General features: G+C 55.7%; 21 protein-coding genes and 6 tRNA genes. 2 read left to right on the forward strand and 25 right to left on the reverse strand.

Annotated elements, in window-relative coordinates; all coding sequences use genetic code 11:
* Nucleotides 1-126 precede the first annotated feature (126 nt).
* The 9 genes from rlpA to leuS form a co-directional block, all read right to left on the reverse strand.
* Nucleotides 127-1233 carry an endolytic peptidoglycan transglycosylase RlpA gene (gene rlpA, locus MX657_RS06435; protein ID WP_346807753.1) on the reverse strand — a complete coding sequence of 369 codons (1107 nt, stop codon included), beginning with the start codon at nt 1231-1233 and terminating at the stop codon, nt 127-129.
* Nucleotides 1234-1249: 16 nt separating this feature from the next.
* Nucleotides 1250-2362 (reverse strand): peptidoglycan glycosyltransferase MrdB, encoded by a 1113-nt coding sequence (gene mrdB / locus MX657_RS06440; RefSeq protein ID WP_013097590.1) that lies wholly within the window; start codon nt 2360-2362, stop codon nt 1250-1252.
* A 2-nt stretch (nt 2363-2364) separates the two neighbouring features.
* Nucleotides 2365-4266: a peptidoglycan DD-transpeptidase MrdA gene (gene mrdA, locus MX657_RS06445; protein WP_080327903.1), complete on the reverse strand. Its 1902-nt coding sequence runs from the start codon at nt 4264-4266 to the stop codon at nt 2365-2367.
* Between the two features lie 28 nt (nt 4267-4294).
* Nucleotides 4295-4762 (reverse strand): 23S rRNA (pseudouridine(1915)-N(3))-methyltransferase RlmH, encoded by a 468-nt coding sequence (rlmH, locus tag MX657_RS06450; protein ID WP_003858701.1) that lies wholly within the window; start codon nt 4760-4762, stop codon nt 4295-4297.
* A gap of 3 nt (nt 4763-4765) precedes the next feature.
* The gene (gene rsfS / locus MX657_RS06455) at nt 4766-5083 is read right to left on the reverse strand and encodes a ribosome silencing factor (protein ID WP_003858696.1); all 318 of its coding nucleotides are present in this window, start codon (nt 5081-5083) and stop codon (nt 4766-4768) included.
* 268 nt (nt 5084-5351) lie between these two features.
* Entirely contained in the window at nt 5352-6017 is a 666-nt protein-coding gene (gene nadD / locus MX657_RS06460) for a nicotinate-nucleotide adenylyltransferase (protein ID WP_346807757.1), read from the reverse strand.
* Complete coding sequence (gene holA, locus MX657_RS06465; RefSeq protein WP_333016540.1) at nt 6010-7041, reverse strand: DNA polymerase III subunit delta; 1032 nt, start codon at nt 7039-7041, stop codon at nt 6010-6012. Before holA ends, nadD begins: the two co-directional genes overlap by 8 nt.
* Nucleotides 7041-7610 (reverse strand): LPS assembly lipoprotein LptE, encoded by a 570-nt coding sequence (gene lptE / locus MX657_RS06470; protein ID WP_346807759.1) that lies wholly within the window; start codon nt 7608-7610, stop codon nt 7041-7043. The genes holA and lptE overlap by 1 nt, the downstream gene beginning before the upstream one ends.
* A gap of 14 nt (nt 7611-7624) precedes the next feature.
* A complete protein-coding gene (gene leuS / locus MX657_RS06475) occupies nt 7625-10207 on the reverse strand; it encodes a leucine--tRNA ligase (protein WP_346807760.1) in 2583 nt (860 codons plus the stop codon).
* Nucleotides 10208-10421: 214 nt separating this feature from the next.
* Between leuS and MX657_RS06480 the strand changes: the two genes are divergently transcribed.
* The gene (locus MX657_RS06480) at nt 10422-10904 is read left to right on the forward strand and encodes a zinc ribbon-containing protein (RefSeq protein WP_047347386.1); all 483 of its coding nucleotides are present in this window, start codon (nt 10422-10424) and stop codon (nt 10902-10904) included.
* Between the two features lie 54 nt (nt 10905-10958).
* Here the strand turns inward: MX657_RS06480 and rihA are convergent, their stop codons facing one another.
* From rihA to miaB, 10 genes are all read right to left on the reverse strand, one after another.
* Nucleotides 10959-11900: a pyrimidine-specific ribonucleoside hydrolase RihA gene (gene rihA / locus MX657_RS06485; RefSeq protein ID WP_346807762.1), complete on the reverse strand. Its 942-nt coding sequence runs from the start codon at nt 11898-11900 to the stop codon at nt 10959-10961.
* Between the two features lie 120 nt (nt 11901-12020).
* Entirely contained in the window at nt 12021-12746 is a 726-nt protein-coding gene (locus tag MX657_RS06490; protein ID WP_014883001.1) for an amino acid ABC transporter ATP-binding protein, read from the reverse strand.
* Nucleotides 12746-13420, reverse strand: coding sequence for a glutamate/aspartate ABC transporter permease GltK (gene gltK / locus MX657_RS06495; protein WP_013097580.1), 675 nt, complete (start codon nt 13418-13420; stop codon nt 12746-12748). Before gltK ends, MX657_RS06490 begins: the two co-directional genes overlap by 1 nt.
* A complete protein-coding gene (locus MX657_RS06500; RefSeq protein WP_302230952.1) occupies nt 13420-14160 on the reverse strand; it encodes an amino acid ABC transporter permease in 741 nt (246 codons plus the stop codon). The genes gltK and MX657_RS06500 overlap by 1 nt, the downstream gene beginning before the upstream one ends.
* A 155-nt stretch (nt 14161-14315) precedes the next feature.
* Nucleotides 14316-15221 carry an amino acid ABC transporter substrate-binding protein gene (locus tag MX657_RS06505; RefSeq protein ID WP_008501049.1) on the reverse strand — a complete coding sequence of 302 codons (906 nt, stop codon included), beginning with the start codon at nt 15219-15221 and terminating at the stop codon, nt 14316-14318.
* 419 nt (nt 15222-15640) lie between these two features.
* Nucleotides 15641-17179, reverse strand: a complete 1539-nt coding sequence (gene lnt / locus MX657_RS06510; protein ID WP_119915101.1) for an apolipoprotein N-acyltransferase — start codon at nt 17177-17179, stop codon at nt 15641-15643.
* A 5-nt stretch (nt 17180-17184) separates the two neighbouring features.
* Entirely contained in the window at nt 17185-18063 is an 879-nt protein-coding gene (corC, locus tag MX657_RS06515; RefSeq protein ID WP_021242574.1) for a CNNM family magnesium/cobalt transport protein CorC, read from the reverse strand.
* A gap of 84 nt (nt 18064-18147) precedes the next feature.
* Complete coding sequence (gene ybeY / locus MX657_RS06520) at nt 18148-18615, reverse strand: rRNA maturation RNase YbeY (RefSeq protein ID WP_003858677.1); 468 nt, start codon at nt 18613-18615, stop codon at nt 18148-18150.
* Nucleotides 18612-19658: a PhoH family protein gene (locus MX657_RS06525; RefSeq protein WP_080327896.1), complete on the reverse strand. Its 1047-nt coding sequence runs from the start codon at nt 19656-19658 to the stop codon at nt 18612-18614. The genes ybeY and MX657_RS06525 overlap by 4 nt, the downstream gene beginning before the upstream one ends.
* A gap of 163 nt (nt 19659-19821) precedes the next feature.
* Nucleotides 19822-21246, reverse strand: a complete 1425-nt coding sequence (gene miaB / locus MX657_RS06530) for a tRNA (N6-isopentenyl adenosine(37)-C2)-methylthiotransferase MiaB (protein ID WP_080327895.1) — start codon at nt 21244-21246, stop codon at nt 19822-19824.
* Nucleotides 21247-21381: 135 nt separating this feature from the next.
* Here miaB and ubiF point away from each other — a divergent pair, with 135 nt between their 5' ends.
* Nucleotides 21382-22557 (forward strand): 3-demethoxyubiquinol 3-hydroxylase, encoded by a 1176-nt coding sequence (ubiF, locus tag MX657_RS06535; RefSeq protein WP_346807767.1) that lies wholly within the window; start codon nt 21382-21384, stop codon nt 22555-22557.
* A gap of 86 nt (nt 22558-22643) precedes the next feature.
* Here the strand turns inward: ubiF and MX657_RS06540 are convergent.
* The 6 genes from MX657_RS06540 to MX657_RS06565 all read right to left on the reverse strand — a co-directional run bounded on the left by MX657_RS06540 (nt 22644) and on the right by MX657_RS06565 (nt 23252).
* A tRNA-Gln gene (locus tag MX657_RS06540) sits at nt 22644-22718 on the reverse strand.
* A gap of 36 nt (nt 22719-22754) precedes the next feature.
* Nucleotides 22755-22829 (reverse strand) — tRNA-Gln (locus tag MX657_RS06545).
* Nucleotides 22830-22868: 39 nt separating this feature from the next.
* Nucleotides 22869-22945 (reverse strand) — tRNA-Met (locus MX657_RS06550).
* Nucleotides 22946-22962: 17 nt separating this feature from the next.
* Nucleotides 22963-23037: transfer RNA gene (locus tag MX657_RS06555), tRNA-Gln, on the reverse strand.
* Nucleotides 23038-23069: 32 nt separating this feature from the next.
* Nucleotides 23070-23144: transfer RNA gene (locus tag MX657_RS06560), tRNA-Gln, on the reverse strand.
* Nucleotides 23145-23167: 23 nt separating this feature from the next.
* Nucleotides 23168-23252, reverse strand: a tRNA-Leu gene (locus tag MX657_RS06565).
* Nucleotides 23253-23257 lie beyond the last annotated feature (5 nt).

Consider the following 23257-nt stretch of genomic DNA (forward strand, 5'->3'; position numbering starts at 1 on the left):
ACATCCGTGATGGAGTTAAAAAAAGTGCCCTACTATAGCAAATGCTATTCAGGCAGGCATCCGACTTTAAGCATGAGTTTGTGAATGTGTTTTACACAAATTGACATTTCGGATACCGCCGATTAATTACTTCGCAACAGCGATAAAGGACTGCAACTGCGCCTCGCTCTGCAAACGCTGCTGCAGGGATGCTGCCTGCGATTTGCTGGCAAACGGCCCCATCTGAATACGCCAGACGGCACCGTTCTGCTCAACGCGCCCGGGTACGCCAAACTGCTGGCTCAGACGTTGCTGGTACTGCTGGGCACGGGCCTGATCGCTGACGGCACCCACCTGAACGACAAAGCCGCCGCTGGCTGTTGCGGGCGCGCTCTGGGTCGCGACCGGAGCCGTTACAGGCGCAGGTTGTGCTAACTGCTGCGCGGCGGGGGCGGTAACCGGCGCTGGTGCCGGTTCGTTGCCTTCCAGCACGCCCGAGGCTAAGGTCGTCGGTGCGCCAAGAAAGCCGCTACTCTTTACCGGTGCGCCAGTGGAATCATCGCTTTGCAGCGTGTCATTGCTGATTGGGCGAATTTCGCCCGCGGGCTGAGAAGGCTCAGCCGGAGAAGAGACGCTTCCCATGCCGCCGTCCAGATTTGGGCGATCGGGAAGAGCGTAAGTCTGTTTCGCCACCGTGGTACACGCGGTTCCTGGCCCGGAGAGCGAACCATCCTGCGCCACGATAATCGGGTCAATGCGGACTTTGGTGTTGTTCGAGGTGTTCAGGCGATCGGCAGATGCGCGGGACAAGGAAATCACCCGGTCATTACCGTACGGGCCACGGTCGTTAATACGCACGACGATCATACGGCCGTTCGCCAGGTTGGTAATACGAGCGTAGCTTGGGATCGGCAGCGTCGGGTGCGCTGCGGTCAGCTGCATTGGATCAAATGTTTCACCCGATGCCGTCAGGTTACTGCCCGGCTCAGCATCATAAATGGCGGCAAAGCCAGCCTGGCTGAAGCGGGAAGGATCCTGTACGATTTTGTAGCTTTTGCCGTCGCGTTCGTAATCCTGATTCGCGCTGGCATTCAGCGGTTCGTAAACGGGATCGGCGCCGCTGATTTCAACGATCGGGCCATTACACACCGCAGGCTGCGGTGGCGCGACGGTTGCCTGTTGCTGACCATCATCACTTGTGCAGGCCGCAAGTAAACTTGCCGCAATGCAGATCCCCAGCCACTGCTTACGCATTCCGATCCCCTTATTTTTATACGCTTTTTGACAACATTTTTCTGTGGGTGTGGATCGACATCACGATACCAAACCCGGCCATCAACACGATCAGTGCCGAGCCTCCGTAACTCACCAGCGGCAGCGGTACGCCTACCACCGGCAGAATACCACTCACCATACCAATATTTACGAAGACATAAACGAATAAAATCAACATCAATCCACCCGCCATGACGCGGCCAAAGGTGGTTTGCGCGCGGGCGGCAATCCACAAACCTCGCATGATCAGCAGCACGTAAAGAGCCAGCAGGATCAGGATGCCGACCAGCCCCAGCTCCTCTGCCAGTACTGCAAAGATAAAGTCGGTGTGACGCTCCGGTAAAAACTCCAGCTGCGACTGCGTACCGTGCAGCCAGCCTTTACCGCGCAGACCGCCGGAGCCAATCGCAATCTTGGACTGAATAATATGATAGCCCGCACCGAGTGGATCGGTTTCCGGATCGAGCAGCATCATAACGCGCTGACGCTGATAATCATGCATCAGGAAGAACCAGAGGATAGGGATAAACGCCGCAACCAGCACCACCGCGATACCAATCAGACGCCAGCTTAAGCCTGAAAGGAACAGGACAAACAGGCCGGAGAGGGCGATAAGGATCGAGGTGCCGAGGTCAGGCTGCGCCGCAACCAGCAGCGTCGGCAGGAATATCAGCACCAGGGCAATGGCGGTATTTTTCAGCGACGGCGGACAGACATCGCGGTTGATAAAGCGCGCCACCATCAACGGGACCGCGATTTTGGCAATCTCCGAGGGCTGGAAACGAACAACGCCCAGATCCAGCCAACGCTGCGCCCCTTTTGAGATCGCACCGAACGCATCAACCGCCACCAGCAAAATAATGCAAAAGATGTAGAGATAGGGCGCCCAGCCTTCATAGACACGCGGCGGGATCTGCGCCATTACCACCATAATAACCAATCCCATCGCGATCTGGCCGATCTTGCGCTCCATCATGCCGATGTCCTGGCCGCTGGCGCTCCAGATAACCAGGGCGCTGTAAACCAGCAGAGCCAACAGGATCAGCAGCATGGCTGGGTCGATGTGGATTTTATCCCACAGCGATTTTTTATTTGGATTATCGGTCATGATTATTGATCCTCCGCCGCAGCGGCGGCCGGGTTTTCAGCCGGCAGTTCGGTGTTGTTATCACCCAGCATAATGTGGTCGAGGATCTGGCGCATGATGGTCCCTACCGCCGGACCAGCGCCGCCGTTCTCCAGAATCATCGCCACCGCCACCTGCGGGTTATCATAAGGGGCAAATGCCGTCATCAGTTTATGGTCACGCAGACGTTCGGCAATGCGGTGTGCGTTATAGGTTTCATTGGCTTTCAGACCAAAGACCTGCGCCGTACCGGATTTCGCGGCCACTTTATATGGCGTACCGGCGAAATATTTGTGCGCGGTACCATTCGGACGGTTTGCCACGCCGTACATACCGTCTTTCGCTATTTCCCAGAAGCCGGAATGAATGTCGCCCACTGGCGCTTCATGGGGCTGGATCCATGGCACTTTTTTGCCGTCTTCAACGGTGCTTTGCAGCAGATGCGGGACTTTAACCACGCCGTCGTTAATGAGGATCATCATCGCTTTGTTCATCTGAAGCGGGGTGGCCGTCCAGTAACCCTGGCCGATACCCACCGGAATGGTGTCGCCCTGATACCACGGCTTTTTAAAGCGCTTCAGCTTCCACTCACGGGTTGGCATGTTGCCTGAACGTTCTTCAGCCAGATCCACACCGGTGTAGTGTCCGTAGCCGAATTTGCTCATCCATTCAGACAGGCGATCAATGCCCATGTCATACGCCACCTGATAGAAGAAGGTGTCCGCAGACTCTTCCAGAGATTTCGTGACGTTCAGATGGCCGTGGCCCCATTTTTTCCAGTCGCGATAGCGTTTTTCAGAGCCGGGCAGCTGCCACCAGCCCGGGTCAAACAGGCTGGTATTGCGGTTGATGACGCCCGCGCTAAGCGCTGAGACCGCCACGTACGGTTTAACCGTTGATGCCGGAGGGTAAACGCCTTGCGTGGCGCGGTTCACCAGCGGGGTGTTAGGATCATTGAGCAGGCCGGAGTAGTCTTTGCTTGAGATGCCGTCAACAAAGAGGTTCGGGTCATAGCTTGGCATGGAAACCATGGCCAGGATGCCGCCGGTGCGCGGATCGGTGACCACCACGGCGGCACGGCTGCCTGCCAGCAGGGTTTCAATATACTGCTGCAGTTTGAGATCGAGCGTCAGATAGACGTCGTGCCCCGCCTGAGGCGGCACTTCTTTAAGCTGGCGGATGACGCGGCCACGGTTATTAACTTCGACTTCTTCATAGCCGGTTTGCCCGTGCAGGACATCTTCGTAGTAGCGTTCAATCCCCAGTTTGCCGATATCGTGCGTTGCGGCGTAGTTCGCCAGTTTGCCGTCTTTATCGAGGCGCTCGACGTCTTTATCGTTAATTTTGGAAACGTAGCCAATCACATGCGTCAGCGCGGAGCCGTAAGGATAGTAGCGACGTTTGTACCCCTTCACTTCCACGCCGGGGAAGCGGTACTGGTTCACCGCAAAACGGGCGACCTGGACTTCCGTCAGGTTGGTTTTCACCGGAATGGAGGTGAAACGGTGAGAGCGGGCGCGCTCTTTCTTGAAGGCCGCGATATCGTCATCGTTAAGATCGACAACGCTTCTCAGCGCCTCCAGCGTATTCTGCACGTTATCGACTTTTTCCGGCATCATCTCGACTTGATAGATGGTGCGGTTTAACGCCAACGGAGTGCCGTTACGGTCGTAGATAATGCCGCGGCTGGGCGCGATAGGCACCAGCTTAATGCGGTTTTCGTTTGAACGCGTCTGGTAATCGGTAAAGCGGACAATTTGCAGATTATAAAGGTTGGCGATCAGCACGCCGGTAAGCAGCAAAATCCCCGTAAAGGCGACCAGCGCCCGGCGCACAAACAGCGCGGACTCAGCCGTATAGTCGCGAAAAGAATTCTGTAGTTTCATCCGCTGCTTAATCTACCCTGGTCAGTCATTACTCGCGGTGATAAGGGTGGTTGGTAGTAATGCTCCACGCGCGATACAAACTTTCTGCTACCAGGACCCGCACGAGCGGGTGGGGCAGCGTCAGCGCAGAGAGTGACCAACTTTGTTCTGCTGCCGCTTTGCAGGCGGGGGATAACCCCTCTGGTCCGCCAATCAACAGACTGACGTCACGGCCATCCTGCTTCCAGCGCTCCAGTTCGTGCGCCAGCTGCGGCGTATCCCAGGGTTTACCTGGAATATCGAGGGTGACGATGCGGTTCTTGCCTGCGGCAGCCAGCATCAGTTCGCCCTCTTTATCGAGAATACGTTTGATATCCGCGTTCTTGCCGCGCTTCCCGGCGGGAATTTCCACCAGTTCGAACGGCATATCTTTAGGAAAACGACGCAGATACTCAGTAAAACCGGTTTGTACCCAGTCCGGCATTTTGGTGCCGACGGCGACCAGCTGCAACTTCACGCATTAACCCCAGAGTTTTTCCAGCTCATACAGGCGACGGCTCTCTTCCTGCATGACATGGACAATCACATCGCCGAGGTCAACAACCACCCAGTCAGCGGTCGCTTCACCTTCAACGCCAAGCGGTAACAGTCCTGCTGCGCGCGATTCCTGAACCACGTGGTCAGCAATCGAAACAACATGACGCGTAGAGGTCCCGGTGCAGATGATCATGCAGTCGGTGATACTGGATTTACCCTTAACGTCGATAGCGATGATGTCCTGACCTTTCAGGTCATCAATTTTGTCGATAACAAAATCCTGGAGTGCTTTACCCTGCAAGTTTTCCCCCTGGGTGAATGAGATTGTGCAACTATGAATTCGTAGCCAGACAGTATACCTGAACTGACGCCCTTGTCGGGACAAATGTCACCGGCCGGGCCTTTGAAGGCGGGTATCATCCCACCCTCCGCCTGAGATTGCATCGCCATTTTTGTAAAACAATTTCTGTAAAGCAATGATCGGCGGGAAAGTCTGGCAGCGGAGGATAACAGTATGGCTTAACCTGTCAAGGCAGGATGATCAATAAGCCGCTTTTTATGTCTTCCGGTTATTTATCTGCGCTTTTCTGATACAAACCATGTGTATGAATATACGCCAGCACCGGGGGGGGAAGCAGATCGTCACACGCTAAACCCTGCTGTAAACGCTCACGAATGAGGGTGGCTGAGATATCAAACCACGGCGTCTCCGCCAGATAAATCTTCCCGGCAGGCTGGTTGTGAAGATCTTCAACGTTGGCGGTGAGATGGTCTTCAAGCCACTGCTGGTACTGCTCTTCGCGCATGGTCAGCGGATAACCCGGACGGCGGCAGACGAGCAGATGGCTGTTCTCCAGAATGGTTTCATACTTATGCCATGTAGGAAAGTTGAGCAGGGAATCCTGGCCAATGATAAAGGCCAGCGGCTGGTCTGGCCCTTGCTCGGCCCGCCACTCCTGCAGCGTTTGCGATGTCCACGAAGGGGTGTCGCGACGCAATTCCCGTTCATCAAGTCTGAAGAGCGGTTTATCTGCAATAGCCAGAGCGAGCATCTCTTTTCGCTGCTCGCTGGTGGCCTCAGGCTGGGGACGGTGCGGCGGGACATTATTGGGCATGATGGTGACGCGCTGCAGGCCAATCAGATTCGCCAGAATTTCCACCGGCTTCAGGTGCCCGTAATGTACCGGGTCGAAGGTGCCACCATACAGGGCCTGTAAAGAATGCATACTATCCATCAATAAAAACGTCTGCCAGCGCCTTGTGGCAGAGCAGCAGGGAAAGACTTTCCAGCTCCGCCCACACCGACTGGCCGTAATCTTGTTTTAAGGTGAGCTCCGCGCGCATCAGAAGCTGCACAGCCTGACGCAGCTGTTCATGACTCAGGCGGTTGATGGCCTCAGTGGTCATCGCCCGGCGGTTTTGCCACACCCGGTGTTTATCAAAAAGAGCGCGCAGCGGCGTATGGGCAGACTGACGTTTGAGCGTAATCAGCAGCAGCAGTTCACGCTGCAGCGTACGCAGCAGAATGACGGGTTCACTGCCTTCCAGACGCAGCTGTTGCAGAATATGCAGGGCACGTTTACTTTTTGCCGACAGCAATGCATCAACCCAGTGGAACGGCGTGAAGTGTGCGGCATCGTTAACGGCCTGCTCGACGCGTGGTAACGTCAGTTTGCCGTCCGGCCAGAGCAGGGAGAGCCTGTCCAGCGCCTGTGCCAGGGCCAGCAGGTTGCCTTCATAGCAGTAGCAAAGCAGCTGATTCGCTGCATCATCCAGTTGAAGATTGTTCTGCTTTGCCCTTGCCGCCACCCATTTTGGCAGATGCGCCTGTTCAGGTGTCTGGCAGGTGACCTGCACCGCGTGGGTCGCGAGTTGGGTGAACCACGCCGCATTTTCCTGCGCTTTGGTGAGCTTGTTACCGCGCACAATCAGCAGCAGATCGCTGTGAAGCAGGCTGACGAGCGTGGCCAGCTGTTCATTGATAGCCGCGTTAGGGCCGTTCTCCGGCAGCAGGATCTGAATAGTCTGGCGCGACGCAAAAAGGCTCATCGCCTGACAGAGTGAGAAGAGGGCATTCCAGTCGGTATTATTATCCAGCTGGACGGTATGGTGTTCATCAAAGCCCTGCGCGGCGGCGGCATGCCGCACGGCATCCAGGCTTTCCTGAAGCAATAACGGATCGTTTCCGAGTAGCAGATACGCCGCGCGCAGCCCTTCATTGAGCTGCGCGCGGAGTTGTTCAGGATACAGCCTGATCATCATTTACCCAGAGAGCTGGCAGCTGGAATCGTGCCGGTATCCGGTTTTTCAACAATGTCAGAACCTTCTCTTGTCGACGCTGCAATACCTGGCAGTTTACGGATCAGCTGTTCCGCCGCCTTGTCGTACATTTCGTTGATGATAATCTGTTCCTCGGCATCTTTAGCCAGCGCCGTCTGCGGGTTATCAAAGAACGAACGATACACTTTTGTGCTGATCGGGTAGATATCTTTACCCGGGATCAGTACCGCTGCATTGACCGTCAACACCATCTGATACTCAGCGGTACGACCATCCTGGAAAATAGAGGCAGTATCTTTAGATAAGCCCCCTCCCACAACACGCAGGGACGGTACATCCTGACGAAGCGTACCTTTCTCAATAAGCTCAACGTCATTCAGACGCAGCTGGTTACGGATTGCCCGGCTGAGCGGACCATTCGGATCTGATGAGTCGAAAATCATCGTTTTCATCTCAGGCGGCACCGCCGTGGTATTGCGCAGGTGCCAGCCGCAACCCGCGGTGGCAAGCACCGCCAGAGATAAGAGTATTGTTGCCAGTTGTCGCACGTTTCCTCCCGCGCTTAGCCAACGACCAGATTCAGCAGTTTACCCGGTACGTAGATCACTTTACGTACGGTAACGCCCTCAAGATATTTCGCAACCAGAGGTTCCTGGCCTGCGCGTTCGCGAACCTGTTCTTCGGTTGCATCGACCGCCACGGTGATTTTACCGCGCACTTTGCCGTTAACCTGTACCACAACCAGCGTGGTGTTTTCCACCATTGCCGCTTCATCAGCAACCGGCCACGGCGCGTTGTCGATATCGCCTTCGCCTTTCAGCTCCTGCCACAGGGTGAAGCTGACGTGTGGCGTGAACGGGTTCAGCATGCGAACGACGGCCAGCAGCGCTTCACGCATGATGGCACGATCCTGCTCGCCGTCCTGCGGGGCTTTCGCCAGCTTGTTCATCAGTTCCATAATAGCCGCAATTGCGGTATTGAAGGTCTGACGACGACCAATATCATCGGTCACTTTCGCAATCGTTTTATGAACATCACGACGGAGCGCCTGCTGATCTTCGCTCAGCGCAGCGGCGTTCAGTGCCGGGGCATCGCCCTGTGCGGTGTGTTCGTACACCAGTTTCCAGACGCGTTTCAGGAAGCGGTTAGCGCCTTCCACGCCGGATTCCTGCCACTCAAGGGTCATATCAGCCGGAGAAGCAAACATCATGAACAGACGCACGGTGTCAGCGCCGTAACGCTCAACCATCACCTGCGGGTCGATACCGTTGTTCTTGGACTTGGACATCTTGCTCATGCCGGTATAAACCAGTTCATGACCATCAGCGTCTGTCGCCTTCACGATACGGCCTTTCTCGTCACGCTCAACGATCGCATCAACCGGAGAGACCCAGTTACGTTCGCCGTTCGCGCCAACGTAGTAGAAGGCATCTGCCAGCACCATGCCCTGACACAGCAGCTGTTTAGCCGGCTCGTCAGAGTTCACCATGCCAGCATCGCGCATCAGCTTGTGGAAGAAGCGGAAGTAGAGCAGGTGCATGATGGCGTGTTCGATGCCACCGATGTAGATGTCTACCGGCAGCCAGTAGTTTGCCGCGTCGGAATCCAGCATGCCTTCTTTGTACTGCGGGCAGGTGTAGCGCGCGTAGTACCAGGACGACTCCATGAAGGTGTCGAAGGTGTCGGTTTCACGCAGCGCAGGCTGGCCGTTAACGGTGGTTTTTGCCCACTCAGGATCGGCTTTGATCGGGCTGGTAATGCCGTCCATCACCACATCTTCCGGCAGGATCACCGGCAGCTGATCTTCTGGGGTTGGCATTACGGTGCCGTCTTCCAGGGTCACCATTGGAATTGGTGCACCCCAGTAGCGCTGACGGGACACACCCCAGTCGCGCAGACGGTAGTTAACTTTACGCTCGCCCACGCCCAGTGAGGCCAGCTTATCGGCGATGGCGTTGAAGCCCTCTTCGAAGCTCAGACCGCTGAATTCGCCGGAATTGAACAGGGTGCCCTTTTCAGTCAGCGCTTGCTCGGACAGGTCAGGTTCAGAACCATCGGCGGCCAGAATAACGGCTTTAATCGGCAGGTTGTATTTGGTGGCAAACTCGTAGTCGCGCTGATCGTGACCCGGAACGGCCATGACCGCACCTGTACCGTACTCCATCAGAACGAAGTTTGCTGCCCAGACCGGGATCGCTTCGCCAGTCAGCGGGTGCTTAGCATAGAAGCCGGTTGCAACGCCTTTTTTCTCCATCGTCGCCATGTCGGCTTCAGCCACTTTGGTGTTGCGGCATTCATCGATGAAAGTGGCCAGTTCCGGGTTGTTCTCTGCCGCTTTCTGCGCCAGCGGGTGACCTGCGGCCACGGCCAGATAGGTCGCGCCCATGAAGGTGTCTGGACGGGTGGTATACACGGTCAGGGTCTGGTCGTAGTTCTCAACGTTGAAAGTAATTTCCACGCCTTCAGAACGGCCGATCCAGTTGCGCTGCATGGTCTTAACGGTGTCAGGCCAGTGATCCAGGGTATCCAGATCGTTCAGCAGCTCGTCAGCGTAAGCGGTGATTTTGATAAACCACTGCGGGATCTCTTTACGCTCAACTTTGGTGTCGCAGCGCCAGCAGCAGCCGTCGATAACCTGCTCGTTTGCCAGAACGGTCTGGTCATTCGGGCACCAGTTAACGGCAGACGTTTTCTTATACACCAGGCCTTTTTTGTACAGCTCGGTGAAGAACTTCTGCTCCCAGCGGTAGTATTCCGGTGTGCAGGTCGCCAGCTCGCGGCTCCAGTCATAGCCGAAGCCCAGCATTTTGAGCTGGTTTTTCATGTACGCGATGTTGTCGTACGTCCACGGTGCCGGAGCGGTATTGTTTTTAACCGCGGCGCCTTCTGCTGGCAGGCCGAACGCATCCCAGCCGATTGGCTGCAGAACGTTTTTGCCCAGCATACGCTGATAACGGGCAATCACATCACCGATGGTGTAGTTACGCACGTGGCCCATGTGTAGTCGACCAGAAGGATAGGGAAGCATCGACAGGCAGTAATACTTCTCTTTGCTCTCGTCTTCGGTTACTTCAAAGGTGCGCTTCTCGTCCCAGTGTTGCTGGACTTTTGATTCTATCTCTTCCGGGCGGTATTGCTCTTGCATGGCAGCCAGTGGTCCTGTTTTCAATACAGCTACAAATGTAGCCAATGGATGTGGTAATTCAGATCCGCATAGCATAGCCCAAACGCCCGCGTCAAAACAGCCTTTCGCACAAATGCACTTTGCAGGAATTTACCGGGTCTGTGCTTCACCTGACAAAGCGGCGTCGAAATAAGGTCTATTATTAGAAATAGTTACTTACCCGGGAGGCAAAATGATGAACAAGGTTGCTCAATTTTACCGCGAACTGGTAGCGACACTGACGGAACGGCTGCGTAACGGCGAGCGCGATATCGACGCGCTGGTCGAACAGGCGCGAGCACGGGTGACGCAAACGGGTGAGTTAACGCGAACCGAAGTGGAAGAGGTGACTCGCGCGGTGCGCCGCGACCTGGAAGAGTTTGCGCGTAGCTACGAAGAGAGCCAGGACGAGGTAGCCGACAGCGTCTTTATGCGGGTGATTAAAGAGAGCCTGTGGCAGGAGCTGGCGGATATCACCGACAAAACGCAGCTGGAGTGGCGCGAGGTGTTTCAGGACTTGAACCACCACGGCGTGTACCAGAGCGGTGAAGTCGTGGGGCTGGGGAATCTGGTGTGTGAGAAATGCCATCACCATATTGCGGTGTATACGCCGGACGTGCTGCCGCTGTGCCCGAAATGCGGGCACGATCAGTTCCAGCGTAGGCCGTTTGAGCCATAAATAAAAGCGCAGGTTTGTTCCCTCTCCCTGTGGGAGAGGGCCAGGGTGAGGGCATCAGACCGCAGAATAGTAAACCAGCCGCTCCGCCAGCAAATCCACAAACGCTTCCCGGTCGATATCCACCATCAGCGTCGTATTCGGTTTATTCCCCGTCAGTGAATAGTAATCCACCACCGTCATCCCCTGGGTATATTTCCCCTGCGTCTCCACGCCAACCCAACGCTCTACCGTGGTAAACATCTCTGGCTTCAGCAGCCAGGCAATGGTGCATGGGTCGTGCAGCGGCGCGCCATGGAAGCCCCATTTCTCGGCTTTGTGATACTCCATAAAGAAGTCGAGCAGCTCGGCCACGGTCGTCGCAACCGGGTTGCCTACGGCGCGGAAGCGTTCAATATCGTCAGCCATAATTTGTGCACGGTGGGTAACATCCAGCCCTGCCATTACAATCGGCAGGCCCGACTGGAAAACGATCTCCGCCGCTTCCGGGTCGACAAAGATGTTGAACTCCGCTGCAGGCGTCCAGTTACCCAGCCCCATCGCCCCGCCCATCATCACAATACGGGCAATTTTATTATGCAGTTCCGGATGGCTGTTCAGCAGCAGCGCAACGTTGGTTTGCGGTCCGGTGGCGACCAGCGTCACGGGCACCGTGCTCTCACGCAGCACCTTCGCCATCAGCTCCACGGCGGTACAGTTTTGCGGTGCAAAGCCTGGCTCCGGCAGTGCCGGACCGTCCAGCCCGCTTTCACCGTGAACGTTGTCGGCAATGATAAGCTCGCGCATCAGCGGCTTCACGGCACCGCCCGCGACGGGAATATCGGTGCGTCTGAGCAGCGTTAGCATGCGCAGCACGTTGCGCAGGGTTTTGTCAGGCGTCTGGTTTCCGGCAGACGAGGTGACGGCTTTTACGTCGAGCTCAGGGGAGGCAAGTGCGAGGACGAGAGCGATCGCGTCATCATGACCCGGATCGCAATCGAGAATAATAGGCTGTGCCATAGCGTTCTCCATACGTAGCGTTATTTTGTGACAAGGTTAACGCTGCAATGTGACGCCGACGAGAAGCAGAGCGTGAAAGCGTGAAGCAGTGCGCAATCCGCAGATTGCGCACTGAGAAGATTAGTGCAGGATTTTAGCGAGGAAATCTTTAGCGCGTTCGGATTTCGGGTTAGCGAAGAACTCTTCTTTCGGTGAGTCTTCAACGATCTTGCCTTCGTCCATGAAGATCACGCGGTTAGCCACTTTACGGGCGAAGCCCATTTCGTGCGTCACCACCATCATGGTCATCCCTTCGTGCGCCAGTTCAACCATCACGTCCAGCACTTCGTTGATCATTTCAGGATCGAGCGCCGAAGTCGGTTCGTCGAACAGCATCGCCACCGGATCCATGCACAGCGCGCGCGCAATCGCCACACGCTGCTGCTGGCCACCGGAAAGCTGCGCCGGGAACTTATCGGCATGTGCAGAAAGCCCTACGCGCTCCAGAAGCTTCAGCCCCTTCTCGCGCGACGCTTTTTTATCACGCTTGAGCACTTTGACCTGGGCCAGCGTCAGGTTCTCAATAATAGAGAGGTGAGGGAACAGCTCAAAATGCTGGAACACCATGCCAACGTGAGAGCGAAGCTGGGCGAGATTGGTTTTCTTGTCGTTCACTTTCGTGCCGTTAACAACAATTTCGCCCTGCTGCACAGGTTCCAGACCATTAACCGTTTTGATCAGCGTGGACTTACCGGAACCGGACGGCCCGCACACCACCACCACGTCACCTTTTTTCACTTCGGTGGAGCAGTCGGTCAGCACCTGAAAGTGCCCATACCATTTAGAAACATTTTTCAGGGAAATCATTATACCGTCCTTTTCTTCAGCCAGCTGACCAACAGCGACGCGCTTAAACTAATCACAAAATAGACCGCACCCGCGAAGAGCACCATCTCAACCTGCGTACCATCACGCTCACCGATGGTCGACGCGGTACGGAAGAAGTCCGCCAGGCTCAGAACATAAACCAGAGAGGTATCCTGGAAGAGCACGATGCCCTGGGTCAGCAGGAGCGGAACCATGGCGCGAAACGCCTGCGGCAGAATAATCAGCTGCATGGACTGCCAGTGCGTCATTCCCAGCGCCAGCGCGGCGCTGGACTGCCCACGGGAGATACTCTGGATACCCGCGCGGATAATCTCGGAGTAGTAAGCGGCCTCAAACATCGAGAACGCCACCATGGCGGAGATCAGGCGGATATCGGTTTTCGGCGACAGTCCCAGCACGTTCTGTAAGAAGCCGGGAACAATCAGGTAAAACCACAGCAGCACCATCACCAGCGGGATGGAGCGGAAGACGTTAACGTAGGCAGTCGCAAACCAGGCGAGCGGCTTAAAGCTCGACAGGCGCATGACCGCCAGCAGGGTGCCCCAGACGATACCTACGATGATAGCGATCGCGGTGATCTTTAAGGTGATCACCAGGCCATCGAGCAGGTAAGGCATGGATGGGACGATAGAACTCCAGTCAAATTCGTACATTATTTGCCCCCCAGATTACCCGGCAGGCGGATTTTGCGTTCAACCAGGTTCATCACCAGCATGATGAAAGCGTTAATCAGAACATACGCGAGCGTGATCGCGGTGAAGGATTCCCACGCGTGAGCGGAGTAATCCAGCAGCTTGCCCGCCTGCGCGGCCATATCCACCAGGCCGATGGTTGAGGCGATGGCCGAGTTTTTCACCAGGTTCATCATCTCGGAGGTCATCGGTGGAACGATAACGCGGTAGGCATTAGGCAGCAGCACATAGCGGTAGGTTTGTGGCAGGGTCAGGCCCATCGCCAGGCCCGCGTTTTTTTGTCCGCGCGGCAATGACTGAATGGCGGCACGCACCTGCTCGCAAACGCGCGCAGCGGTAAACAGCCCCAGACACATCATGGAGGAGACAAAGAACTGTACGTTCGGATCCAGCTCCGACTTGAACCACATGCCAATATTTTCCGGCAGCAGTTCCGGGATGACCAGATACCAGGTAAAGAATTGCACGATCAGCGGAACGTTACGGAACAGTTCCACGTACAGGGTGCCAATTGTTGAAAGAAAACGGTTAGGGACGGTGCGCAGAATACCGAACAAAGAACCGACAAGAAACGCGATGATCCACGCCGTTATCGATAATGCCACGGTGACCTGAAAGCCGCTCCACAGCCAGCCAAGATAGGTGGTGTTGCCGAACGGGGCTTGTTGCAGGAATATGCCCCAGTTCCAGTCTATTGACATAATAAACTCCAGAAAAAAAAGGGTAGCAGCGCTACCCTCGAAGATTGGTGAGAAGCTCATTTTTCGCGCTGAGTGGGGAACGACCACTCGGCGTATAGTCTGTCCATGCTTCCCGACAATCGAGAGGGCAGGAGATCCCGCCCCTGTTGTTCTAATTAGTTAAGAGCCTTGTCATTTGGAGATTTGAACAGCGCTTTCATGTCGTCAGAGAGTTCAAAATTCATGTTCAGGTTTTTTGGTGGAATCGGGTTCTTGAACCACTTGTCGAACCATTTTTCAGCTTCGCCGGAGGTCTGCACCTGAGCGATGGTGTCATCGATCAGCTTTTTGAACTGCGGATCGTCTTTACGCAGCATACAGCCGTAAGCTTCTTTGGACTGCGCGGTGCCGACGATATCCCAGTTGTCTGGTTTTTTCGCCTTCGCACGTTCGCCCGCCAGCAGGGCGTCATCCATCATAAACGCCACCGCACGACCGCTTTCCAGCGTACGGAAGGAGTCGCCATGGTCTTTCGCGCTAATGATGCGCATGTCCATTTTCTTCTCGTCGTTCAGCTTGTGCAGCAGCACTTCAGAAGTGGTACCGGAAGTCACAACGACCGCTTTGCCTTTCAGGTCAGCAAAATCTTTGATCTCACCGCCTTTCTTCGTCAGCAGACGGGTACCCACGACAAAGATGGTGTCAGAGAAGGCAGCCTGTTTCTGACGCTCGAGGTTGTTGGTGGTTGAGCCACACTCGAAGTCAAAGGTGCCGTTTTGCAGCAGTGGAATACGGTTCTGTGAAGTGATTGGGATCAGCTTCACCTGCAGGTCAGGTTTGTTCAGCTTTTTCTTCACAGCTTCAACGATGGCGTTGGAGTAATCCTGTGAATAGCCCACGACTTTTTGCGTGTTGTCGTAGTAAGAGAACGGGACGGAAGATTCACGGTGACCGACCACGATTACGCCGTTTTTGGCAATCTTGTCGAGAGTGCTGCCTGCTGCCGGAGCGTCTTCAGCGTGAACCACGCCTGCGGACATTCCCATAACCAGCATTGCTGTGGCCAGTTTACGTAATTGCATACCCAACTCCTTTCTTATCAGCGCCAGTGACGCATTGATACCCATTGTGATGTTGTTATATCTCGCGCAATGCGAGTGCAGTGTTATGCAAGCTTGTTAACATTTAGTCTGGCTTAATGTAAAGATTTTGCTGCGTTATTGTTTATTTTTGCGAAGCGCGCCGCACCATTCAGAGGCAATAATCTCCCGTTGCACCGTTTCGGTGCTACCGATGATCTACGCTGGTGCGACAAGGTTGCACATTAAGCCAAACTGCGTTTGCGTGAATAAACAAAGCAATAGGCGTGCCAGAAATGAAATTCACCCTCACCCTGACCCTCTCCCAGGAAGGGAGAGGGAAAAGGCGGAGCAGGGAGGTGAAACGGTACGCGGATTGTTCCCTCTCCCCTATGGGGAGAGGGCCAGGGTGAGGGGTAAGATTATTTCCGACGCTGACGCAGGCTCATCAGCACGGCGCCAAAGCCAAACAGCGCGGTCAAAATCCACAGCGGCCAGTTGCCGGTGCGCGCGTAAGGGGTCAGCCCCGTGGTTGGCGTGACTTTGGTGGTCAGTACTTCACGGGTAAACTGCGGGATCATCGCCTGGATTTCACCCTGCGGACCAATCACGGCGGTGATGCCATTGTTGGTGCTGCGCAGCAGCGGACGCGCCAGCTCCAGGGAACGCATGCGTGCCATCTGGAAGTGCTGCCACGGGCCGATAGATTTACCAAACCACGCATCGTTGGAGATGGTCAGCAGATAGTCGGTATCCGGACGGAAGTTATCCCGTACCTGCTCGCCGAGGATAATTTCGTAACAGATGGCGGCCGTCAGGGCCAGGCCGTGCGCGTGCAGTTGGGGCTGAACGTACGGGCCGCGGCTGAAGGAGGACATCGGCAGGTCAAAGAACGGTGCCAGCGGACGCAGGATCGACTCCAGCGGCACAAATTCACCGAACGGTACCAGGTGGTTCTTATTGTACCGGTCGGTGGAGTTATAGCTGTATTCGCTGTCTTTGCCGAGCGTAATAATGGTGTTGTAGGTGTCGTAGCGGTTCTGCTGATTCAGACGCGCGTCGACGATGCCGGTAATCAGCGTGCTGCCGCGCGCCACCAGCAGGTCGTTCATCATGTTCAGGAACGGCTGCTGGTTAATTTCCAGATCGGGAATAGCAGATTCTGGCCAGATAATCAGCTGTGATTTACCCATCACCTCTTCGGTGGCGTTGGCGTAGATCTTCAGCGTATTCAGCAGCTCTTTCTCATCCCACTTCATCGACTGCGGGATATTGCCCTGCACCATGGAGACTTGCATAGCGCGCTCAGGCTCAGGCGTGAACCACTGGATATAGCGCAGCGGGAAGGGCAGGGCGAACAGCACAATCGCCACCACCAGCGGCTTCCAGCCGCGCGTAACCAGCGCCAGCACCAGCAGACCGCTCACCACCATCAGCAGGAAGTTAATGGCTTCCACGCCCATGACCGGCGCCAGTCCTTTCAGCGGGCCGTCAATCTGGCTGTAGCCGAACTGCAGCCACGGGAAGCCGGTCAGGACCCAGCCGCGAAGGAACTCGGTAATCTGCCAGACAACCGGCGCGGCAATGGCGACGCGCAGCCAGGTGGTTTTAGGCCACAGGCGAGAGAGAATGCCGGCGAACAGACCGGTATAGAGCGAGAGATAGGCGGCGAGCAGGACGACCAGGAAGACGTTAACCGGCCCCGGCATCCCGCCAAACTGGGCGATGCTGACGTAGACCCAGTTAATGCCGGAACCAAACAGCCCCAGCCCCCAGAAGTAGCCGATCGCAGCGGCCTGTACCGGACGACGATTCAGGGTTAATCCCTGAAGCCCCATCAGGGAGAGAATGGCGGCGGGCCAGATATCGTAAGGAGAAAAAGCCAGCGTACCGCTGGCTCCGAGCAACAGCGCCAGCAGCAAACGGACGCGCTGGCGTTCAAGCAATGGGGCAAATGCCATTTACATTAATCTTCCAGTTTTGGCACCGGTGAGTCGTCCGGCGTTCTGACGTGAACCTGAATAATACGTCGACTGTCGGCCATGGCGACTTTGAATTGGTAACCGTCGATGTCAACGGTTTCGCCACGTGCCGGAAGATGACCAAAGGCCTGCATCACCAGCCCACCAATGGTATCGACCTCTTCGTCGCTGAAGTGGGTCCCAAACGCGTCGTTAAAGTCCTCAATTGAGGCCAGCGCGCGCACGGTCCAGGTGTGACGGCTGAGCTGACGGAAGTCGATATCTTCTTCTTCGTCGTACTCGTCTTCGATTTCGCCCACGATCAGTTCAAGAATATCTTCGATCGTGACAAGACCTGAGACGCCGCCGAATTCATCAATAACAATCGCCATGTGGTAACGCTGAGAGCGAAACTCTTTCAGCATCCGATCCACACGTTTACTTTCCGGCACAACCACGGCCTGGCGTAACACTTTTTCCATGCTGAAGGCTTCGGCATCGCTGCGCATAAACGGCAGCAAATCTTTGGCCATCAAAATCCCTTCGATGTGATCTTTATCTTCGCTGATGACCGGGAAACGCGAGTGGGCGGATTCGATGATCACATCGAGGCACTCGTCCAGGGTCTGGTTACGTTTCAGGGTAATCATCTGCGAGCGGGGGATCATGATATCGCGGACGCGCTGGTCGGCGATGTCCATAACCCCTTCGAGCATTTCGCGCGTATCTTCGTCGATAAGGTCGTTCTGCCCGGAATCACGAATCAGCTCCAGCAGTTCATCACGGTTTTTCGGTTCGCCGTGGAAAAGCTGGTTCAGAATGAGGGAGAAAAATCCCTTTTTACTGGTTGTCGTGTCGCTACTGTGTGAATTGTCGTCGCTCATGGCGTTTGTTAAGGGTTCTCTTGTTAGTTCAACGTTAACCGCCGCGCTATGTCCCTGCGCGGCAGCATGGTAGTCAGTAACTGACTATTCTTTCTCGGCAATGTACGGATCCTCATAGCCCAGAGCAAGCATTATCTCTGTCTCGAGGGACTCCATCTCTTCCGCTTCGTCATCTTCAATGTGATCGTAGCCCAGCAGGTGCAGGCTGCCGTGTACCACCATATGCGCCCAGTGGGCCTCAAGCGGCTTTTGCTGCTCTTTGGCTTCCTGCTCAACCACCTGACGGCAGATGATCAGATCGCCCAGCAGCGGCATCTCAATACCCGGCGGCGCTTCGAACGGGAAAGAGAGCACGTTGGTTGGCTTATCTTTCCCACGGTAGGTCAGGTTAAGCTCGTGGCTTTCCGCTTCATCCACCAGGCGAATCGTGACTTCTGATTCTTCCTGAAACTGGGGGATTACCGCATCCAGCCATTTCTGAAACTGTGCCTCTTCTGGCATACCGGAATTGTCTTCACATGCCAGCTGTAAATCGAGGATCACCTGACTCATTTCTGTTCTTGCTCCTGCGCTTCGCGCTTACGTTCCGCAGCCTGTTCGGCCCTGCGTTTTTGATCCGCTTCTTCCCAGGCTTCATAGGCGTTAACGATGCGCGCGACCACCGGGTGACGAACGACGTCTTCACTGTGGAAGAAGTTAAAGCTGATTTCATCGACCTCGGCCAGCACTTCAATGGCGTGACGCAGGCCGGATTTGGTGCTGCGCGGCAGGTCGATCTGTGTGACGTCACCGGTGATCACCGCTTTCGAGTTGAAGCCGATACGCGTCAGGAACATCTTCATCTGTTCGATGGTGGTGTTCTGGCTTTCATCAAGAATGATGAACGCGTCGTTCAGCGTACGGCCGCGCATGTAGGCCAGCGGCGCTACTTCAATAACGTTACGCTCGATGAGCTTTTCGACCTTCTCAAAGCCCAGCATTTCGAACAGCGCGTCATACAAAGGACGCAGATACGGATCGACCTTCTGGCTCAAATCGCCGGGCAGAAAGCCCAGCTTTTCGCCCGCTTCAACGGCAGGGCGGGTCAGCAGGATGCGACGGATCTCCTGACGCTCCAGCGCATCCACCGCAGCGGCAACCGCCAGATAGGTTTTACCCGTACCCGCCGGACCCACGCCAAAGGTGATGTCATGGTCAAGAATATTGGCGATGTACTGCGCCTGGTTCGGCGTACGCGGCTTAATGACGCCACGCTTGGTCTTGATATTGATCGCCTTACCGTAGTCCGGCACGCTTTCCGCGCTCTGCTCAAGCACACGCGCCTCTTTAATGGCGAGGTGGATCTGTTCCGGCTCAATATCCTGAATTTCGCCGCGCATCGGGGCGGTATCGACATACAGGCTGCGCAGAATATCTGCAGCCGCGTTGACGCAGATAGGGCGTCCGGTGAGTTTGAAATGGTTATCGCGACGATTGATTTCGATACCCAGACGTCGCTCCAGTTGTTTGATGTTGTCATCAAACGGCCCGCACAGGCTCAGCAGGCGAGCGTTGTCTGCGGGCTCAAGGCTAATTTCACGCGTATCTATGTTCAAACTGTTCCTCTTTGAGTAGTTAACTGACTCGCCGCCACACGGCGTAATAAAACGGTCATTACCGAAATTATTCACGCCACAGAATAAAGGCGCAAGCGTTGCGGTAGATATTGGGGACGATGAGAGGAAATACAAGGCCTGCCGGACAGGCAGGCCTGAAGGATCACGGCTGGTAGATACCCACACCAGAGTCGTTGACTTTGCGGGTGCGAGAGATAACGGATTCAGGCGTCTGTGCAATGCGCAGGCCCATTTCGTCCTCGGTGCGTACCACCTTCGCGCGCAGCGAGTTGGTGAGCACTTCGACAATCTCGACGTCCACAAATTTACCGATCATGTCCGGCGTGCCTTCGAAGTTCACCACGCGGTTATTTTCGGTTCGACCGGACAGTTCCATGATGCTTTTACGGGAGGTACCTTCCACCAGAATGCGCTGAACGGTGCCGAGCATACGGCGGCTCCAGGCGTTGGCCTGCTGGTTAATACGCTCCTGCAGAATATACAGACGCTGCTTTTTCTCCTCTTCCGGCACATCGTCAACCATGTCGGCCGCAGGCGTGCCGGGACGCGCTGAGAAGATGAAGCTGTAGCTGACGTCGAAATTCACTTCACCGATGAGCTTCATGGTGCGCTCGAAGTCATCAGCGGTTTCGCCAGGGAAGCCGACGATAAAGTCTGAGCTAATTTGAATATCCGGGCGCGCTTCACGCAGCTTGCGGATGGTGGATTTATACTCCAGCACCGTATGCGGACGGCCCATCAGGTTCAGTACGCGGTCAGAGCCGCACTGAATCGGCAGGTGCAGGAAGCTCACCAGCTCAGGGGTATCGCGATACACGTCAATGATGTCGTCGGTAAACTCCATTGGATGGCTGGTGGTAAAGCGAATGCGGTCGATGCCGTCAATCGCGGCCACCAGGCGCAGCAGTTCGGCAAAGCTGCCGGTGGTGCCGTCATAGTTCTCGCCGCGCCACGCGTTCACGTTCTGGCCCAGCAGGTTCACTTCGCGAACGCCCTGCGCGGCAAGCTGCGCGATTTCAAACAGAATGTCATCCGCCGGACGGCTGACCTCTTCACCGCGGGTGTAAGGCACCACGCAGTAGGTACAGTATTTGTTGCAGCCTTCCATGATCGAGACGAAGGCGGTTGGGCCATCGGCGCGCGGCTCTGGCAGACGGTCAAACTTTTCGATCTCCGGGAAGCTGACGTCAACGACCGGGCTACGGTTGCCGCGAACCTGATTGATCATCTCCGGCAGACGATGCAGGGTCTGAGGGCCAAAGACGATATCCACATACGGGGCTCTCTGGCGGATCAGCTTACCTTCCTGTGACGCAACGCAGCCACCCACGCCAATGATCAGGTCCGGGTTTTTTCGTTTCAGAAGCTTCCAGCGGCCTAACACATGAAAGACTTTTTCCTGTGCTTTTTCACGAATTGAACAGGTGTTCAGCAGCAGCACATCGGCTTCTTTCGCATTTTCAGTCAGCTGGTATCCGTGGGTGGTATCCAGCAGATCGGCCATCTTGGATGAATCGTATTCGTTCATCTGACAGCCCCAGGTTTTTATATGGAGTTTTTTAGTCATCGACTTGCTCAGCTCAGGATTGCAAGCCGCGTATTGTAATGCTTTGGTGGGGTTGTGACCAGTATGAAGGTTATGTGTCTCAGGACCGCAAAAATCCGGTAAACTTAAAGCATTCTCCAATAAGGAAAATTGACCATGACACTCCAACACACCGAAGTTGCCGTTGTCGGCGGCGGTATGGTCGGCGGCGCGCTGGCGCTGGGGCTGGCGAAGCAGGGATTTGAGGTAACGGTAATTGAGCAGTCGGCACCGCCGGCATTCGATCCCGCCAGCAAACCGGACGTGCGTATTTCCGCCATCAGCGCGGCGTCCGTCGATCTGCTTCGCGGCCTGGGCGTCTGGGAATCGGTGCAGGCGATGCGCGCGCACCCTTACAGCCGCCTTGAAACCTGGGAGTGGGAAAATGCCCACGTGTCGTTTGATGCCGCCGAGCTGAAGCTGCCGCGCCTGGGCTATATGGTGGAAAATAACGTGCTCCAGCTGGCGCTCTGGCAGGCGCTGGAGGCACACCCGAAGGTGACGCTGCGTATGCCTGCGTCACTTAAGGCACTGCATCGCCATGACGGCGGCTATGTTCTGACGCTGGACAATGGCGATGAGCTGGCCGTAAAGCTGGTGGTAGGGGCTGATGGTGCTAATTCGCAGGTCAGACAGATGGCGGGAATTGGCGTTCATGCCTGGCAGTACCAGCAGTCCTGCATGCTGATTACCGTCCAGTGCGAGAACGCGCCGGGCGAAAGCACCTGGCAGCACTTTACCCCGAATGGTCCGCATGCCTTTTTACCGCTGTTTGATAATTGGGCGTCGCTGGTGTGGTACGACAAGCCGGCACGGGTTCGCCAGCTGCAGGGGCTGAGTATGGAACAATTGCAGCGGGAAATCCTGCAGCACTTCCCGAGCCGCCTTGGCAACGTGACGCCGGTCGCGGCAGGGGCTTTCCCGCTCACGCGCCGTCATGCTCTGCAGTATGCCCGAGAAGGGCTGGCGCTGGTGGGCGATGCGGCACACACCATCCACCCGCTGGCGGGGCAGGGAGTCAACCTTGGATACCGTGACGTCGATGCGTTACTGGACGTGCTGGGCAACGCACGCGCTCATGCGGAAGCCTGGGCCAGCCATCAGGTGCTGAAGCGCTATCAGACGCGCCGTATGGCGGATAACTTCATCATGCAGTCGGGGATGGATCTGTTCTATGCCGGGTTCAGCAATGACCTGGCCCCGGTGCGCATTCTGCGTAATATTGGATTGATGGCAGCGGAACGTGCCGGTGGTTTGAAACGCCAGGCCCTGAAATACGCCCTCGGACTCTAATCTTTATTCCCTCTCCCTGTGGGAGAGGGTTAGGGTGAGGGCATCAGGCACAAAAAAGCCCGCAGAGCGGGCTTGTTTGTTTTAAGTGGCTGGGGTGCAGGGATTCGAACCCCGGAATGCTGGTATCAGAAACCAGAGCCTTACCGCTTGGCGACACCCCAATTGCGTTAAACAGACTGCTTAACGACTTTTTAAATTGGCTGGGGTACGAGGATTCGAACCTCGGAATGCCGGAATCAGAATCCGGTGCCTTACCGCTTGGCGATACCCCAACAATTTTTTATTACCGAAACAAATCGATAATCTTAATTTGGTGGCTACGACGGGATTCGAACCTGTGACCCCATCATTATGAGTGATGTGCTCTAACCAACTGAGCTACGTAGCCAGTACTGCAATCTTCGATGGCTGGGGTACCTGGATTCGAACCAGGGAATGCCGGTATCAAAAACCGGTGCCTTACCGCTTGGCGATACCCCAATACCGCGGAGAACCGCAAAATCGAAGAAATATGGCTGGGGTACCTGGATTCGAACCAGGGAATGCCGGTATCAAAAACCGGTGCCTTACCGCTTGGCGATACCCCATCCGTGCAACGCTTACCTGGGAATGGTGCGGGAGGCGAGACTTGAACTCGCACACCTTGCGGCGCCAGAACCTAAATCTGGTGCGTCTACCAATTTCGCCACTCCCGCAAAAA

This window comes from Enterobacter chuandaensis (genome assembly GCF_039718975.1).
GTDB lineage: Bacteria > Pseudomonadota > Gammaproteobacteria > Enterobacterales > Enterobacteriaceae > Enterobacter > Enterobacter chuandaensis.